General features: G+C 69.3%; 14 protein-coding genes. 4 read left to right on the top strand and 10 right to left on the bottom strand.

Annotated features, from left to right (window positions below; all coding sequences use genetic code 11):
* Positions 1-50: 50 nt before the first annotated feature.
* From dxs to AC4D2R_RS12415, 3 genes are all read right to left on the bottom strand, one after another.
* Positions 51-2057, bottom strand: a complete 2007-nt coding sequence (gene dxs, locus AC4D2R_RS12425; protein ID WP_490940247.1) for a 1-deoxy-D-xylulose-5-phosphate synthase — start codon at positions 2055-2057, stop codon at positions 51-53.
* Between the two features lie 162 nt (positions 2058-2219).
* Complete coding sequence (locus AC4D2R_RS12420) at positions 2220-3542, bottom strand: class I SAM-dependent RNA methyltransferase (RefSeq protein WP_490940246.1); 1323 nt, start codon at positions 3540-3542, stop codon at positions 2220-2222.
* Positions 3539-5515 (bottom strand): APC family permease, encoded by a 1977-nt coding sequence (locus tag AC4D2R_RS12415; protein WP_490903572.1) that lies wholly within the window; start codon positions 5513-5515, stop codon positions 3539-3541. Before AC4D2R_RS12415 ends, AC4D2R_RS12420 begins: the two co-directional genes overlap by 4 nt.
* Positions 5516-5719: 204 nt before the next feature.
* Between AC4D2R_RS12415 and AC4D2R_RS12410 the strand changes: the two genes are divergently transcribed.
* Positions 5720-6394: a potassium channel family protein gene (locus tag AC4D2R_RS12410; protein WP_490903573.1), complete on the top strand. Its 675-nt coding sequence runs from the start codon at positions 5720-5722 to the stop codon at positions 6392-6394.
* Positions 6391-7071: a potassium channel family protein gene (locus AC4D2R_RS12405; protein ID WP_490903574.1), complete on the top strand. Its 681-nt coding sequence runs from the start codon at positions 6391-6393 to the stop codon at positions 7069-7071. Before AC4D2R_RS12410 ends, AC4D2R_RS12405 begins: the two co-directional genes overlap by 4 nt.
* A 24-nt stretch (positions 7072-7095) precedes the next feature.
* On the opposite strand, the gene AC4D2R_RS12400 is transcribed toward AC4D2R_RS12405, so the two are convergent.
* From AC4D2R_RS12400 to dut, 4 genes are all read right to left on the bottom strand, one after another.
* A complete protein-coding gene (locus AC4D2R_RS12400) occupies positions 7096-7818 on the bottom strand; it encodes a DUF3159 domain-containing protein (RefSeq protein ID WP_490940245.1) in 723 nt (240 codons plus the stop codon).
* A gap of 16 nt (positions 7819-7834) precedes the next feature.
* Entirely contained in the window at positions 7835-8176 is a 342-nt protein-coding gene (locus AC4D2R_RS12395) for a single stranded DNA-binding domain-containing protein (protein WP_490903576.1), read from the bottom strand.
* Positions 8169-8939 (bottom strand): DUF3710 domain-containing protein, encoded by a 771-nt coding sequence (locus AC4D2R_RS12390; protein ID WP_490940244.1) that lies wholly within the window; start codon positions 8937-8939, stop codon positions 8169-8171. The genes AC4D2R_RS12395 and AC4D2R_RS12390 overlap by 8 nt, the downstream gene beginning before the upstream one ends.
* A 93-nt stretch (positions 8940-9032) precedes the next feature.
* Positions 9033-9542 carry a dUTP diphosphatase gene (gene dut, locus AC4D2R_RS12385; protein ID WP_490940243.1) on the bottom strand — a complete coding sequence of 170 codons (510 nt, stop codon included), beginning with the start codon at positions 9540-9542 and terminating at the stop codon, positions 9033-9035.
* Between the two features lie 176 nt (positions 9543-9718).
* On the opposite strand from dut, the gene AC4D2R_RS12380 reads away from it, so the two are divergent.
* Positions 9719-10183, top strand: coding sequence for a DUF3093 domain-containing protein (locus AC4D2R_RS12380; RefSeq protein ID WP_490940242.1), 465 nt, complete (start codon positions 9719-9721; stop codon positions 10181-10183).
* A 38-nt stretch (positions 10184-10221) separates the two neighbouring features.
* On the opposite strand, the gene AC4D2R_RS12375 is transcribed toward AC4D2R_RS12380, so the two are convergent.
* A complete protein-coding gene (locus AC4D2R_RS12375; RefSeq protein ID WP_490940241.1) occupies positions 10222-10515 on the bottom strand; it encodes a DUF4193 domain-containing protein in 294 nt (97 codons plus the stop codon).
* A gap of 237 nt (positions 10516-10752) precedes the next feature.
* Between AC4D2R_RS12375 and sepH the strand changes: the two genes are divergently transcribed.
* Positions 10753-12015: a septation protein SepH gene (gene sepH / locus AC4D2R_RS12370; RefSeq protein WP_490940240.1), complete on the top strand. Its 1263-nt coding sequence runs from the start codon at positions 10753-10755 to the stop codon at positions 12013-12015.
* 201 nt (positions 12016-12216) lie between these two features.
* On the opposite strand, the gene AC4D2R_RS12365 is transcribed toward sepH, so the two are convergent.
* On the bottom strand, positions 12217-12942 hold the full coding sequence (locus tag AC4D2R_RS12365) for a thymidine kinase (protein ID WP_490940239.1): 726 nt from the start codon (positions 12940-12942) through the stop codon (positions 12217-12219).
* Positions 12935-14155 carry an alkaline phosphatase family protein gene (locus AC4D2R_RS12360; RefSeq protein WP_490940238.1) on the bottom strand — a complete coding sequence of 407 codons (1221 nt, stop codon included), beginning with the start codon at positions 14153-14155 and terminating at the stop codon, positions 12935-12937. Before AC4D2R_RS12360 ends, AC4D2R_RS12365 begins: the two co-directional genes overlap by 8 nt.
* Position 14156: the final 1 nt, after the last annotated feature.

The raw sequence follows: 14156 nt of genomic DNA, 5'->3' as shown, positions 1-14156 counted from the left end.
GCGGGCCCCGACGCGTTGGTTGTGCGTCCTCGATGAGTGGACGCCGTAGCTCAGAGCTGCGGCAGCTGCCCGGTCGAGGACTCCTGCCCGGTCGATGACTCGTGGGCCGTCGAGGTCTGGTGGCCGGCCAGGGGGCGTGCCACCGGGACCTTCGTACCAAGGACCTGGCCGACGACGTCGTGCGCCACCTGCTGCGCGGTGAGGCCGACCCGGGCGAGCACCTCGCCGCGCGAGCCGTGGTCGAGGAACTCGACGGGAAGCCCTACCTCGTTCAGCGCGGTGTCGACGCCGGCCGCACGCATCTCCTGGCGGATCCGGGAGCCGACTCCGCCGGCACGGACCCCGTCTTCGATGACGATGACGATGCGGTGCTTTGCGGCGAGTGAGATGACGGAGCGGGGAACGGGCAGGACCCAGCGCGGATCGATGACCGTCGAGCTGATGCCCTGGGCTCCGAGGCGGGCCGAGACGTCGAGAGCCAGTTCGCTCATTGCGCCAACGCTGACAATGAGCACGTCGTTGTTGCGTGATCCGGCAGGGCGCCGGGCGAGCACGTCGACGCCGTCCTCGAGGCGCTCGACGGCATCGACCTCGGGGCCGACCGTTCCCTTGGAGTAGCGCACTACGCTTGGGGCGTCGGAGATCGCAACGGCCTCGCGCAGTTCCTCGCGCAGGCGCGAAGCATCCCGCGGTGCCGCAAGGTGGAGCCCGGGGACCGCCTGGAGCATTGCCAGGTCCCACATGCCGTGATGGCTCGCGCCGTCGGGCCCGGTGACTCCGGAGCGGTCGAGCACGATCGTCACCCCCGCCTTGTGCAGGGCGACGTCCATGAGCAGCTGGTCAAAGGCCCGGTTGAGGAAGGTGGCGTAAAGGGCGACGACCGGGTGCAGCCCGCCGAACGCCATGCCCGCGGCGCTGGTGAGGGCGTGCTGTTCGGCGATGCCGACGTCGAACACCCGGTCCGGGTGCCGCGCGGCAAACCGGTGCAGCCCGACCGGGATGAGCATGGCGCCGGTGATGCCCACGATGTCGGGACGCTCGTCGGCGATGTCCGCGATTTCATTGGCGAAGACCGAAGTCCAGGACTGCAGGGCACCGGATTCGACGGGCTCCCCCGTTCCCGGGTCGATGATCCCGACGGCGTGGAACTGGTCGGCCTCATGGGCGCGGGCCGGCGCGTACCCGTGGCCCTTCTCCGTGATCGCGTGGACGATCACGGGGCCCTCGTAGTTGCGTGCCAGGTGCAGCGCCTGTTCGACGGCGCCGAGGTCGTGGCCGTCGACAGGGCCGACGTACTTCATGCCGAGGTCCTCGAAGAGGCCCTGGGGCACCCACCAGTCCTTGACGCCCTTTTTCGTCGCGTGAAGGCTCTTGTAGGCGAACTGCCCGGCGGTGCCGCCGTTCTGCAGCTGGCGCTTGAACCAGTCGAGGGTCCGCTCGTAGGCCCGGTGCGTGCGCACCGAATCGAGGGCCGGACGCAGCGAGGCGAGGTAGTCGGCGACGCCGCCGATGGTCGGAGCGTAGGAGCGGCCGTTGTCATTGACGACGATCACCACGCGCCGGCGCTTGTCGGCGGCGATGTTGTTGATCGCTTCCCAGGCCATGCCGCCGGTCAGTGCGCCGTCACCAACGAGGACGACGGTGTACCGGTCGCCTTCGCCGTTCAGGACGCGCGCCCGGGAGATGCCGTCGGCCCAGGACAGCGACGACGACGCGTGGGAGCTTTCAACGATGTCGTGGACCGACTCGGCGCGGGAGGGATACCCCGAGAGGCCCCCCTGCTGGCGCAGCGTGTCGAAGTTCTGCCGGCCCGTGACGAGCTTGTGGACGTAGGCCTGGTGTCCGGTGTCGAAGATGATGCTGTCGCGCGGTGAGTCGAACACGCGGTGGACGCCCAGCGTCAGTTCGACGACGCCGAGGTTGGGGCCGAGGTGGCCGCCGGTGCGGGAGACGTTGGTGACCAGGAAGTTGCGGATTTCCTGGGCGAGGGACTTGAGCTGGTTCCCGGAAAGCCTGCTCAGGTCCTGCGGGCTGCGGATCGTTCCCAAGAGTCCCATCGGCGCCTCCTCAGTTAGTGCGGTGCGGCGACGACATCGCCAGTCAGTGCTTAACTCTAACGTTCCGCCCCGCGCGGACGTGCCCGGGCCGGGCCGGAGCCCGGGCTGGACAGGCTTCCGCCCGGCGGTGGAGGCGCGTCCGCCGGGCGGCGCACGGCCGGATCAGGCAGCGGCGGGCGGGGCGAGGACGGCGAAGGATTCCATGTGGTGGGTGTGCGGATACAGGTCGAACACCCGCAGCGACTGAAGCGTCCAGCCCTGGGCGGTGAACAGCCCGAGGTCCCGGGCGAAGGAGGCCGGGTCGCAGGAGACGTAACCCACGGTGCGGGGGGCCGCCGCGATGATCTGCCCGACAACCCGCTTGCCGGCACCGGCACGCGGCGGGTCGAGCAGGACGACATCGAGGGACCCGCTGTGCCCGTGCAGCACCTTGTCGACGGGGCCCTGCACAATGCTGACCTGGTCCTGGCCGTGCAGGTTCCGCCGGGCGTCACGGCTGGTTCCCGGTGAGCCCTCCACCGAGAGCACCGATCCGGTGCTGCCCGCTGCGGCCGCCAGCGGAACGGTGAACAGGCCTGCTCCGGCGTAGAGGTCGGCCACGTGCTCGCCCTCGCCCACCTGGAGCCCCTCCATGACGGCGTCGACGAGCACGGAGGGTGCCTGCCGGTGGATCTGCCAGAACCCCGGCCCGGTGACCCGGTACTCGTGCCGGCCCACCCTTTCGGAAAGCCAGGTCCGGCCCTTGAGGCGGGTGATCGTCCCTGTTTCATTGTCGAGGACGGCCACCGACGCACCGGTGATCTGCGCGGCGATGGCCGCGGGCCGGCGTGCCGGTGACCCGGCCCGTGGGACGAGGAGCACGAGGGGTTCCCCGCCGCCGGAACCGGCGGCGACGTCGACCCGTTCCATTCCGGAGAAGTCGATGTCCCACAGCCGCAGCTCGTTGACGGCTGCGACCGCAAGAGGCATTTCGGTGACGGTCACCAGTTCCTCGGAGCGGTGGACGTGCATGGCGAGGCGGCCTCCGGCGGTCACGGCGAAGGCGGCGCGGGTGCGCCAGCCCAGGCCGTCGGCTGCCTCGCCGGGGGCGGCTTCGGCCTGCACCTCGCGGTCCATCCGTGCGATGCGGGCGAGCTGCTCGGAGAAGATCGCCCCCTTCAGCCGCCGCTGTTCAGCGAGCGCGATGTGCCCGAATTCCGCGCCGCCCACCGGTCGGTGTCCATGCCGTGCCGCGGCGAGGGCATCGGCGGGGGCCCACGGGTGCTGAACCCGGTGCTCGGACGGAGCGAGCACCTCGACGGTGTCCGCCCGCCAGTAACTGGCGCCTGGTTCCTGCTCGGTCAGGCGGACCCTGACCCTCTCGCCGGGGAGCGCGTGGCGGACGAAGACCACGCGCCCCTCGTGCCGTGCAACGGTGTGGCCGCCGTGGGCGGCGCGCTCGACGGTCACCTCGAGCAGGTCAGCTTCTTGGCTCTGCGCGTTCATTTCACTTCCTGGGGTGCGTTGGCGTCTGCGGAGGACGAAAGCTGCCAGGGGACGCTGGCAACCATGACGCCCGGAACGAAGTGGAGCCGCGCCTTGATGCGCAGGGCCGTCTGGTTGTGCACCAGCTGCTCCCACCACTTGCCCACAACGTATTCCGGGATGTACACGACGATCAGGTCCCGCGGGGATTCGCTGCGGATCGTCCTGATGTATTCGAGGATGGGAGGGATGACGTCACGGTAGGGCGCCGCCAGCACCGTGATGGGGACGGGGAGGTCGTAGCGCTCCCAGTCCTGCAGGATGCGCCGGGTCTGATCCGGGTCGATGTCGACGGTGATCGCGTCGAGCCGTGACGGCCGGGACGCGCGGGCGAAGGCCAGTGCCCTCAGCACCGGCTTCCGCACGTGGGAGACGAGGACGACGGCGTGGACCCTCGCCGGCAGTGCCCGCAGGGACTCGGCGTCGTCGATCGCCAGCTCGGTGGCCACGTGGTCGTAGTGGGCCTTGATGCTGCTCATGATGGCGAACAGCACCACCATGGCCAGCACCGCGATCCAGGCCCCGTACTCGAACCGGGAGATCAGGATGACGACGAGGACGGCGGCCGTCAGCACGAAGCCAAGGATGTTGATTGCCCGCGAGCGGTGCATGCGCAGGCGCCGCTGTTTGCCGACGGTGCTGCGCAGCTCCCGCGACCAGTGCTTGATCAGGGCCAGCTGGCTGAGGGTGAACGAGACGAAGACGCCGACGATGTAGAGCTGGACGAGCTGCGTTACATCGGCCTTGAAGATCAGGATCAGCACCACCGCGCCAAGGCCAAGGGCGAGGATTCCGTTGCTGAACGTCAGCCGGTCCCCCCGGGTCTTCAGCTGGGCGGGAAGGTGGCCGTCGGCGGCGAGCACTGAGGCCAGGGCGGGGAAGCCGTTGAAGGCGGCCTGCCCGGCGAGCAGCAGCACAAGCACCGTGGTGCCCACCACGAGGTAGAACGGGAAGGAGGCATCCCTGAAGACCACCTCGGCGAGCTGGCTGAGGACCGGGCTCTGCACGTAGTTTTCGGGAACGGGCTGGCCGTCGATGCGCAGGTGCGCGGCCGGGTTCTGCACCACGTGGACCCTTGCGGCGTTCGCGAGGTAGATGATGCCGGCGGTCATTGCCGCCGCCACCACGCCAAGCACCAGCAGCGTCGTTGCGGCGTTGCGGGCCTTGGGCGGCTCGAAGCGGGCCAGGTTGGCGCTCGGCGCCTCGACGCCGGTGAGCGCGGCGGCCCCGGCTGAAAAGGAGCGGAGGATCAGCAGCGCGCCGCCGAGCCCCACGAGGCCGGCGTCGTATGCGGCGTCGGGCAGGATCTCGAACCCGGCCGTGGGAGCCGCCTGGAGGGTTCCGGCGGCCTTTTGGAAGAGCCCGGCGGCACACATGCCGAGGATGACGGCGGCGAAGAGGTAGGTCGGGACCGCCATGGCGCGGGCGCCGTTGGTAAATCCCCTGAGGCTCAGCAGCACCAGCGCCACCACGCCGCACACAGCGACGGCCACGCGCATCTGCGCGAGCCCCGGCGCAAGGTCGGCAAGGTACTGGGCGGCCGCCGAGACGGAGACCGCCACGGTGAGGACGTAATCGACAAGGAGCGCCGAGGCCACAACCGCACCGGCCCTGCCGCCGAGGTTCCGGCGGGTGATCTCGTAGTCGCCGCCGCCGGAGGGGTACGCGTGGAGGGCCTGCCGGTAGGAGGCGATCACCACGAGCAGCACAACGATCACCGCAAGGCCCACCCAGGGGGCGAGGGTCACCGCCGCGACCCCGGCCAGGGCGAGGGTCAGGATGATTTCGTCGGGCGCGTACGCCACGGAGGAGAGCGCATTCGCCGAAAAGACGGGCATCGCCCACCTTTTGGGCAGGGTCTGCTGCCTCAGCCTGTCACTGCGGAAAGGCCTGCCCACCAGGACGCGCTTGGTGGCTCCCAAAAAAGTCAGCACAGCCCAAAGACTAGCGCGTTTGCGCGGCACCACAGCCATTAGGCTTGGGGTGTACGGCGGTCGTCGGCGCGGCGGGGACGAGCTTTTCCCCTCAAGCCGCCGAAGGCCGTCAGCAGCCGGGCACGGCCCGGCGATACGCCGGGATCAAGCCGGGAAAACAACCGGCCTGGCGCCGGGCGACGCAGGAGACAGGGGTGCCTTTCGGTGGCTCATTTCGTGATTATGGGGTGCGGCAGGGTGGGTGTCAGCCTCGCGCACACCCTCGATGAATCGGGCCACAGCGTCGCGATCATCGACCAGGACGACCGCGCCTTCCGCAGGCTGCGTGGTTCATTCGGCGGCCGCAAGGTCACGGGGGTGGGCTTCGACCGGGACACCCTCAAGCATGCGGACATCGAGAACGCCTACGCCTTCGCCGCCGTCTCAAGCGGCGACAACTCGAACATCCTCGCCACCCGCGTGGCGCGGGAAACCTTCCACGTCCCCCACGTGGTGGCCCGGATCTACGATCCCGGCCGGGCCGAGATCTACCAGCGGCTGGGCATCCCCACCGTCGCCGCCGTGCGCTGGAGCGCCGACCAGGTGCTGCGGCGGATCCTTCCCGAACAGAGCATCGGCGGTGACTTCCGCGAAACGTCGGGGCGGCTGATCCTCGGCGAGCTTGTGCTCAATGACGCCTGGATGGGCCACTCGCTGCAGGACATCGAAGCGGCGGCAGGGGTCCGGATCGCGTACCTGACCCGCTTCGGGGAGGGCGTCCTGCCCACCGCCGAGACGAGCTACCAGCAGGGTGACATCCTGCACGCCATGATGAAAACGACGGCGACCGACGAAATAGGCCGGATTCTCGCCAAGCCACCCGAGGAGGAAGCCGAATGAAGGTTGTCATAGCCGGTGCCGGGAGTGTCGGGTCGTCGATTGCCCGCGAGCTGCTCTCGAACAAGCACGAGATTCTGCTGATCGATGAGAAGCCCGAAGCGATCGCGCGGAGCGGGCTCAAGGGCGCAAAGTGGCTTATCGGTGATGCGTGCGAACTCACAACGCTCAAGGACGCACAGCTCGACGAGGCCGACGTCGTCGTTTCGGCAACCGGGGACGACAAGGTGAACCTTGTCGTGTCGCTCCTGGCGAAGAGCGAGTTCGGCGTCAGCCGCACGGTGGGGCGGGTCAACAACCCGAAGAACGACTGGATGTTCGATGATTCGTGGGGTGTCGACGTCGCCGTCAATACGCCGCGGCTGATGACCGCCCTGGTCGAGGAAGCGGTCGAGATCGGTGACCTGGTGCGCCTGCTGACCCTTCAGACAGGCGTCGCGTCGATCGTTGAGTTCACCGTTCCCCAGGACTCCCCCATGATCGGTCACCGGCTCGGGTCGCTTGGCCTGCCGTATGACTGCGCCGTTGTGGCGATCCTGCGCGACGAGTCACCGATCACCCCGAGCAGCGACGACGTGGTCGAGGCCGGTGACGAACTGTTCTTCCTCGCCACCATCGCCGTCGAAGACGAGCTGCGGCGGGCCCTCTCCGCCCGCAGCAGGCCGGACGCCGATCAGTAGGAAGGCAAAACCCGGCGGCCGGCGTCAGCTCCGGTCGGCGGGCGGAACCGGTGCGGGGCGCGAAATGAGCCAGGCCAGCCACAGCCCGAGGGCGTAAAGCGGCAGGCCCATCGCCACGCGCGTCGAGCCAAGGGCCGGGATGTTTCCGGCAAGGTAGAGCGGCAGCTGGACGGCGAGCCGCAGTGCCAGCACCGACACGATGATCCAGGTCGCAATGGCGTAGGCGCGCACCCGAGCCGGCTCCTTGCGCCACTCGATGCCCTCACCGCGGATGAAGCCGAAGAGGAGGCCGGCGACGGGCCAGCGCACCGCGATCGATACCACCATTGCCACGATGTAGATGCCGTTGATGTAGAAGCCGGGAAGGAAGAAGTCCTCGGCGTTGCCGGTGCGCAGGGCGACGAAGGCGCAGAAGGCGATGCCGACGAGCCCGGACAGGGCCTGGGTGAGCGGCTTGCGGGAGATCAGGCGGATCGCGGAGAACACGGCCGCGGCGGCCAGGGAGGCAATGAGGGACAGCCGCAGGTCCTGGGTGATCGTGAACAGCACCGTGAAGACGAGCCCGGGGACGATGCTCTCGGCGAGTCCCTGCACTCCGCCGATTGAGGAGAGGACGTCGATGTGGCCCTGCGCGTTGCGGCGTACCCCTGACCGCGCGGCGTACTGGGATGCCAGGGCCTCCGGCGTCGGCTGCCCGCCGGCGCCGCCCGCGCTTGAGGGGCCTTCGGTGTGCTGGTCCTCGTTCATTTACAGTGCCTCTTCACTACGGAGCCTCAGGGCGTCCGATGATTTCATAGCGGGGGTTGTACACGGTTGGCAGGCCCTCCACGGCGCTGGCCATGCCCTCAAAGGCGATTTCGGCGCCCGGCTCGATTCCCGGGACGCGCCGCTGGCCCATCCACACCAGGCGCACGCGTGCTCCCTCCAGCCGCGGATCGCCTTCGATCCGCACGATCGCGGTGAACCGCGGTGCCGCCGAGCGGGGCTGGATGGTGACGCCGTCGATCAGCCCCCGCCCGCGCACCCGCCCGCGGCCGATGCCGGGACCTGCACCCGGCTCCTGCCGGGTGGCCCGATGCGGTCCGGGCCGGGCTGAGCTAGCCAATCTCGGTGATTTCGGGGCCCCGCTGGAGCGGATCGATTCCGGGACGGGCCGGTTCCGGAGCCGGCGGCGTCGGCGAGGCTTCCTTGGGCAGGCGCAGCTGGAGCAGCTCCCGCGGCGGAAGCGGGTGGTCCCCGCGCACCACGACGACGCTGCGGAACAGCCGTTCGACGGGCGCCGCGGCGTCGGCGTCGATGGCGGCGGGGCCACCGAAGACGCCGCGGAGGAACCAGCGCGGACCGTCGACTCCGACGAAGCGCGCAATCCGGACGCCGCTGCGGCCGTCGGGGGTCTGGGCCGGCAGTTTAGCGATGAGTTCGGTGCCGAAGTTGCCCTGCCGCTCCTCGATGGTTCCGCCCTGCGACCCGACGGATACGCCGATCTGCTGGCGGATCTCGTCCCACACTCCTTCGGAGCGGGGCGCGGCGAACGCCTGGAGCTGCAGCGTTGAGCCGCCGAGGTCGAGGGTTACGGCGATGACGCGTTTGGTGCGCTCTTCGACCTCGAGGCGCAGCTGGAGCCCCTCGGCGGCGCCGATGCGCAGCGCGCCGAGGTCGATGTACCCGTGGGCGGAGTCCTTCTCCGAGGAGTCGAACGGCCCCGTGATGCTCCGGTCGGTGTCCGTCGTCGAGCCTGCGGCTGCGGAAGCGGGCTCAGCGGCGTCGCCGGCGGGCGCTTCGTCAGGGGCCGCGGTGCCGTCCGTCCCGGCGTCGGGGGTGGATGCTTCGGCATCCTGCTTTTTCTTCTTCAGGCGCCCAAAAACCATTGCTGGGTCCCTTTCTGTGGAGGTGTGGAATAGGAAAGCATCGTGTGCTTCCGGGCTTTGGGGGGCTCGGCTGAGGCCGCGCCGGGGCGCACATCACTCACCGGGGGCCTGCGGGGCAGCGGGCGGGACGACGGAGTAGCCGCCCGTTGAGCCGAACCCTCCGGCGCCGCGCACCGACTCGGACAGAGCGGTAACAGGCACGAAGACGGCCCGTTCCACGCGCTGCACAACGAGTTGCGCGATGCGGTCGCCGCGGGCGAGGTGGACCGTCTGGTCAGCGTCGGTGTTCAGCAGGCACACGAGGATCTCGCCGCGGTAGCCGGCGTCGATGGTGCCCGGCGCGTTGACGATGGTCAGCCCGTGCTTGGCCGCGAGCCCCGAGCGCGGATGGACGAAGCCCGCGAAGCCTTCGGGCAGGGCGATGGACACGCCCGTGGGGATGAGCCTGCGCTCCCCGGGGGCGAGCGAAAAGTCGATGCGGCTGCGGAGGTCGGCTCCCGCATCACCGGGCTTCGCGTAGGCGGGCGGTTCCAAACCGGCGTCGAGCATCACGATCTCCACTGCCAGGTCCTGCTGCGTCTCAAGCACGTGCGTCTCCAACATGGTGCGTCGAATGAATTTTCCGGCAGCGGCATCCGGCCCCCGCGGCCCGCGCGCGGGCCAGCCCGGTGTGGTGGGTTGGCCGCTTCAGCGTACAGCCTTCCACTTTAGCGCCTGAGCGGCTCGGTCGGCGTGGGAGCCGGGATGAAAGAACCTCGAAAAAGTGCAAAGGTAGTTCCATGCCACCAACCGCCGAAGGGTCAGTCCAGGACGTCGCACTGTACGAGGAGAAGCTGTGGCCCTCGCTGTGGATCTGGCTGATCGCAGCGGGGGTCGCGGGCGCGTCGATCGTGACCTTCGCCCCCATCGACCTCACCGTCGGATTCGCCGCCGCAGCAATCATCGCGGTGGTGCTCGGCACCCTGCTGGTGCTTTCGACCCCCCGCATCCTCGTCACCCCGACGACGCTTACCGTCGGCAGGGCAAGCATTGAGCGCAAGTATCTCGGCGCCGTCCAGATGTTCACCGGCGACGAGGCCACCCACCAGCGCGGCCCCGGGCTCAACGGCCTCGCCTACCTGTGCATCCGCGGATGGATTTCCCCGGTGGTGCGGATCGAGGTCGTGGATCCCGAGGACCGCACGCCGTACTGGCTGACCTCCTCGAAGCACCCGGAGAAGCTCGTCAAGGCGCTGACGTCCTAGGGGTCCGTCCCCGACGGTCGATCCCCGGCGGTCCGGCGTCAGCCTTCGCAGTCGCTGCAGTACAGCTGACCGTTCTTTTCGCGGGCGATCTGCGAGCGGTGCCGCACGAGGAAGCACGAGGAGCAGGTGAATTCGTCGGCCTGCGCCTGAAGGATCTGGACCGCGAGCTCCTCGCTTGAAAGATCGGCCCCCGGCAGCTCGAACGAGTCGGCCATCTCGGTTTCATCCTCGTCAATGAGCACCGTCTTCGGGGCCGGTGCCTTCAGCTCCGGAAGGGAGTCCGCGCTGACGTCGTCCTCGGCCTGTCGCGGCGCATCGTAGTCGGTGGCCATAATCCTCTTTCCCCCGGTTCCTCGAAGAGTCCTGACGCACCCGGCGCGGCCGCAGGTAAGCGGCGGTCCGGTGCTGGGGAAACAATACCCACATCTGCACCATCATCGGGGCTCTTGGCGCGGCTAATCCCGCTCCAGGATCAGAAGATCCGCGCCACACCAGCGGGTGTAGTAGGAATGCCCGGCATTCAATGGCACAGTTTTAGGTAGTAATGACCGTCGGCTGGAGGATATTTAATGCAGGAGCTACGCCTGGTGGGTGTCCATGAGGATGGCGAACATCTGCTGCTAAGCGGCGATGGAGGGTCAACCTTCCGTCTGCCGATCAATGAAGCACTCCGCGTGGCTGGTACCCGGCAGTCGACGAGGGTGGCTCCCGCCGCGCCCGCCGGCCCCACGGGGCAGGGCGCGCACCTGACGCCGCGGGAAATCCAGGCCCGGATCCGCAGCGGCGCCACCGCCCAGGGGATCGCCGACGAAACCGGCATCGAACTCTCCTCGATCCTGCGCTACGAGGGGCCGGTACGCGCCGAGCGCGACTACATGGCCTACCTCGCGCAGAAGGTCGAGGTTGCCTCGGCCCTTCCCTCCCACGACGGATACCGCTCCGCGTTCGGGGAGAACCCGGCCCAGCTCGGCGAAATGGTCGCCTTCCGCCTTGAGGCGTACGGGGTCGACCCCGAGAGCGTCGAATGGGACTCCTGGCGGCGCACCGACGGTGCCTGGAACGTCGTTGCCCGCTTCACGCTTCCCGAGGGCGCGGCCGTGAACGTCGGCGAGGAGCCCCCGGCCCAGTGGACCTTCAACCCGTCGCGCAAGACCGTCGTGAATGCCAACCGCTGGGCGCAGCTGCTCAGCGAGCTCGAACCGCTCGACGGCCCCCTTCCCGCCCGGCGCCTCAGCGCCGTGGCCGACCGGGTCTTTGACTTCGAGGCCGAAAAGGAAGAGGAGGCGGCCCCCATCCCCGCCGACGACGCCGACGGCCTGCTCGATGTCCTGCGCTCGCGGCGCGGCCAGCGGATTGGCGTCGACGAGGAAGGCGATGACACCCTCGCCGAACTCCTGACCCGCGGCAGCATCCCGGCGGCGCATCCGCGCGACGGGGTCGACGACGGTGACGAACCGGCGCAGCCGGCCGAATCCCCGGCCCCGGGCCTCAGCCTGGCTCCCCCGCTGCCCGAGCACGAGGACGACGAGCAGCTGAGCCACCACTCCGACGGCACGCCGCGGCTCTACGACGGCGTGAGCACCGACACGCGCGAGATCAGCATCTTCGCCCGGCCCGCACGCCCGACCGGAGAGGCCCCTGCGGGGCAGGCCGGGACGTCCGAAGAGCCCCGGGAGGCGCAGGGCTCCGACAGCCGGCGCGCCGAGGGCGGGGACGAAAAGCCCGAGGGTGGCCGCGGGAAGGCCGAGGAGGCAGCGGACCGCAGGATCAAGCCGAAGCGCTCGAGCGTTCCGAGCTGGGACCAGATCGTCTTCGGCACCAAGGGCGACTAGCGTCCGGCGCGGCCACCACCCGCCGGTGCACGGCGCCGCTCGGCTCGCTGGCTGCGGAATCGAGAGCCCGCCGATCCCCGCCCGCCCTAGGGATCCCCGCCCGCCCTGGGGCGGAGACCCTGTCGGGCGCCGTCTTCCCGGCTGAGTCAGGCTGAGTCAGCCGGGATGTGCCTGGACCTGGGGAGGCCTGTCCAGGTCCGTCTAGATCCGGACCGGTTCGCCAACGGGCGGTGCGTCGAAGGGCAGCGGCATTTCATTGCCCACCAGGGTGTTCGATGTGCGGGCGGTCTGCCGCCGCATGTGATGTCCGCGGCACAGTGTCTCATAACCCGTGACCGGACCGGCCCCGGCCGCTGCGGCCGCGGAACCTGCGGCACCGGCGCCCGTAAGCGCATTCTGCTCCAGGTCGCCAACGACAACCTGGTCCCCCTCGACAACCATGACACCGTCAACGGTGCGCGCATTGTGGGTGGCGCGCTTTCCGCACCAGCACAGGGCCTCGACCTGGAGGGTCTGGATGCGGTCGGCCAGCTCGATCAGCCGCTGCGACCCGGCAAACAGGCGGGTGCGGAAATCCGAGGTGATGCCGAAGGCGAACACGTCGATCGCCAGCTCATCGGCCACGCGGGCCAGCTGCTCGATCTGCTGGCCGGTGTAGAACTGCGCCTCATCACAGATCAGGTAGTCCACCCGGGCGCCACGGGTGAGGCGCCCGGTGATTTCCACCCAGAAATCTGTTGCCGGAAGCACTTCGACGGCCGCGGTGCTCAAGCCCAGCCGGCTCGAAATCATCGACTCGCCGGCCCGGTCGTGGGAACTGAACAGCACTCCGTTGCGCCCGCGCGCCCGGTGGTTATGATCCATCTGCAGGGCAAGGGTCGACTTGCCGCAATCCATGGTTCCACTGAAGAAAACCAGTTCAGCCACGCTTTTGCCTCCCGGCGGTGTTCTTGGTGCCGGCACCCTTGGGCTTGCCGGCGGGTCGGTTAAGGGTCAGGAGGGGAACCTCGCGTTCGGCGCGCGTCATCGACCCGTGCTGGCCGACGACCTCGAGGGCGGCCTCGGAAACCCGCCGGGTGTCGTACAGGGCAATGGGTTCCCGTGCGGCGATGAGCAGGTCGCCGATCCGCGGCAGCACCGGCTCATCGACCGGGCCGAACAGGCCGACCTCGACCGCCTCGGTGCGGGTCAGCACCCACGCGTGGCGCCCGTAGGCGTCCTGCCAGCGCTGGCGCAGCTGCGCGCGCCCGGCCGCGGAAAGCCCCGGCTCGCAGTACAGATGCACCATGCGGGGCTCCCCCGCTGTGTGTGCGACACCGTCAACGAGGCCGGGATCGGCCGAATAGTCGAACCGGGCCTCGGGCGCTACATCGACCATGCCGTGGTCGGCCGTCAGCAGCAGGAGGGTGTCCGGGGGAACCGACCGGGCGAGGCTGCGCATCGCGGAATCGAGGTCTTCGAGACGGTCCACCCAGTCCGCGGAGTCGCTGCCGTGGCGGTGCCCGGCCTTGTCGAGGTCGTTCAGGTAGAAGTACATGAGCATCGTCGGCGACCCCGCCAGCAGCTCGGCGGCCGCCCGCACGCGCGCCTGGACGGTGCCCGCGGCCTTGAACGTTCCGCCGCGCAGGGCGGCCCGGGTCATCGGGGAATCGGCGAACCGCGGCTGGCTGACAGTGACCACCGGAATCTCCGAGGCGGCCCGTTCGAACACCGTGGGGTGCGGCTGCCACGTGAACGGGTCAACGCCGGCGTCCCAGCCACCAAGCATGTTCACCACTTTGTCCTGGGCGGGGTCGAGCACGTCATAACCGACCATGCCGTGCTTCCCCGGCGGCAGTCCGGTGCCGAGGCTGGCCAGGGAGGCGGCCGTCGTCGAAGGGAACGCGGCACTGAGTTTACGGGAGCCCTCGAGCCGTCCGCGCAGGAACGGGGCGTGACCGCCGCGCTTCTTCAGCAGCGAAAGCCCGAGCCCGTCGACCATGACGACGCAGACCCGCCGGGCGGCAGGAAGGCTGAGGGCATTGGAGAACTGTTCGAGGCCCAGCGCCGCGGCCGCGCTTGTCATCACCTCGGCCACTGTTCCGCTCCCGTAGGCCGGGGCCGCCGGAAGGGGTTCGCGGTGCACCGAAAGGGTCGTCATC

The organism is Arthrobacter sp. TJ-217 (assembly GCF_058269255.1).
Note: the sequence above shows the minus strand (reverse complement) of the source record. Positions and strands in the feature narration are given on the sequence as shown.

What these genes read in the sequence shown, in the direction of transcription:
- dxs (WP_490940247.1), bottom strand. Translation starts at nt 2,057, where the DNA reads ATGGGACTCTTGGGAACGATCCGCAGCCCGCAGGACCTGAGCAGGCTT.
- AC4D2R_RS12420 (WP_490940246.1), bottom strand. Translation starts at nt 3,542, where the DNA reads ATGAACGCGCAGAGCCAAGAAGCTGACCTGCTCGAGGTGACCGTCGAG.
- AC4D2R_RS12405 (WP_490903574.1), top strand. Translation starts at nt 6,391, where the DNA reads ATGAAGGTTGTCATAGCCGGTGCCGGGAGTGTCGGGTCGTCGATTGCC.
- AC4D2R_RS12400 (WP_490940245.1), bottom strand. Translation starts at nt 7,818, where the DNA reads ATGAACGAGGACCAGCACACCGAAGGCCCCTCAAGCGCGGGCGGCGCC.
- AC4D2R_RS12390 (WP_490940244.1), bottom strand. Translation starts at nt 8,939, where the DNA reads ATGGTTTTTGGGCGCCTGAAGAAGAAAAAGCAGGATGCCGAAGCATCC.
- dut (WP_490940243.1), bottom strand. Translation starts at nt 9,542, where the DNA reads ATGTTGGAGACGCACGTGCTTGAGACGCAGCAGGACCTGGCAGTGGAG.
- AC4D2R_RS12380 (WP_490940242.1), top strand. Translation starts at nt 9,719, where the DNA reads ATGCCACCAACCGCCGAAGGGTCAGTCCAGGACGTCGCACTGTACGAG.
- AC4D2R_RS12375 (WP_490940241.1), bottom strand. Translation starts at nt 10,515, where the DNA reads ATGGCCACCGACTACGATGCGCCGCGACAGGCCGAGGACGACGTCAGC.
- sepH (WP_490940240.1), top strand. Translation starts at nt 10,753, where the DNA reads ATGCAGGAGCTACGCCTGGTGGGTGTCCATGAGGATGGCGAACATCTG.
- AC4D2R_RS12360 (WP_490940238.1), bottom strand. Translation starts at nt 14,155, where the DNA reads ATGACGACCCTTTCGGTGCACCGCGAACCCCTTCCGGCGGCCCCGGCC.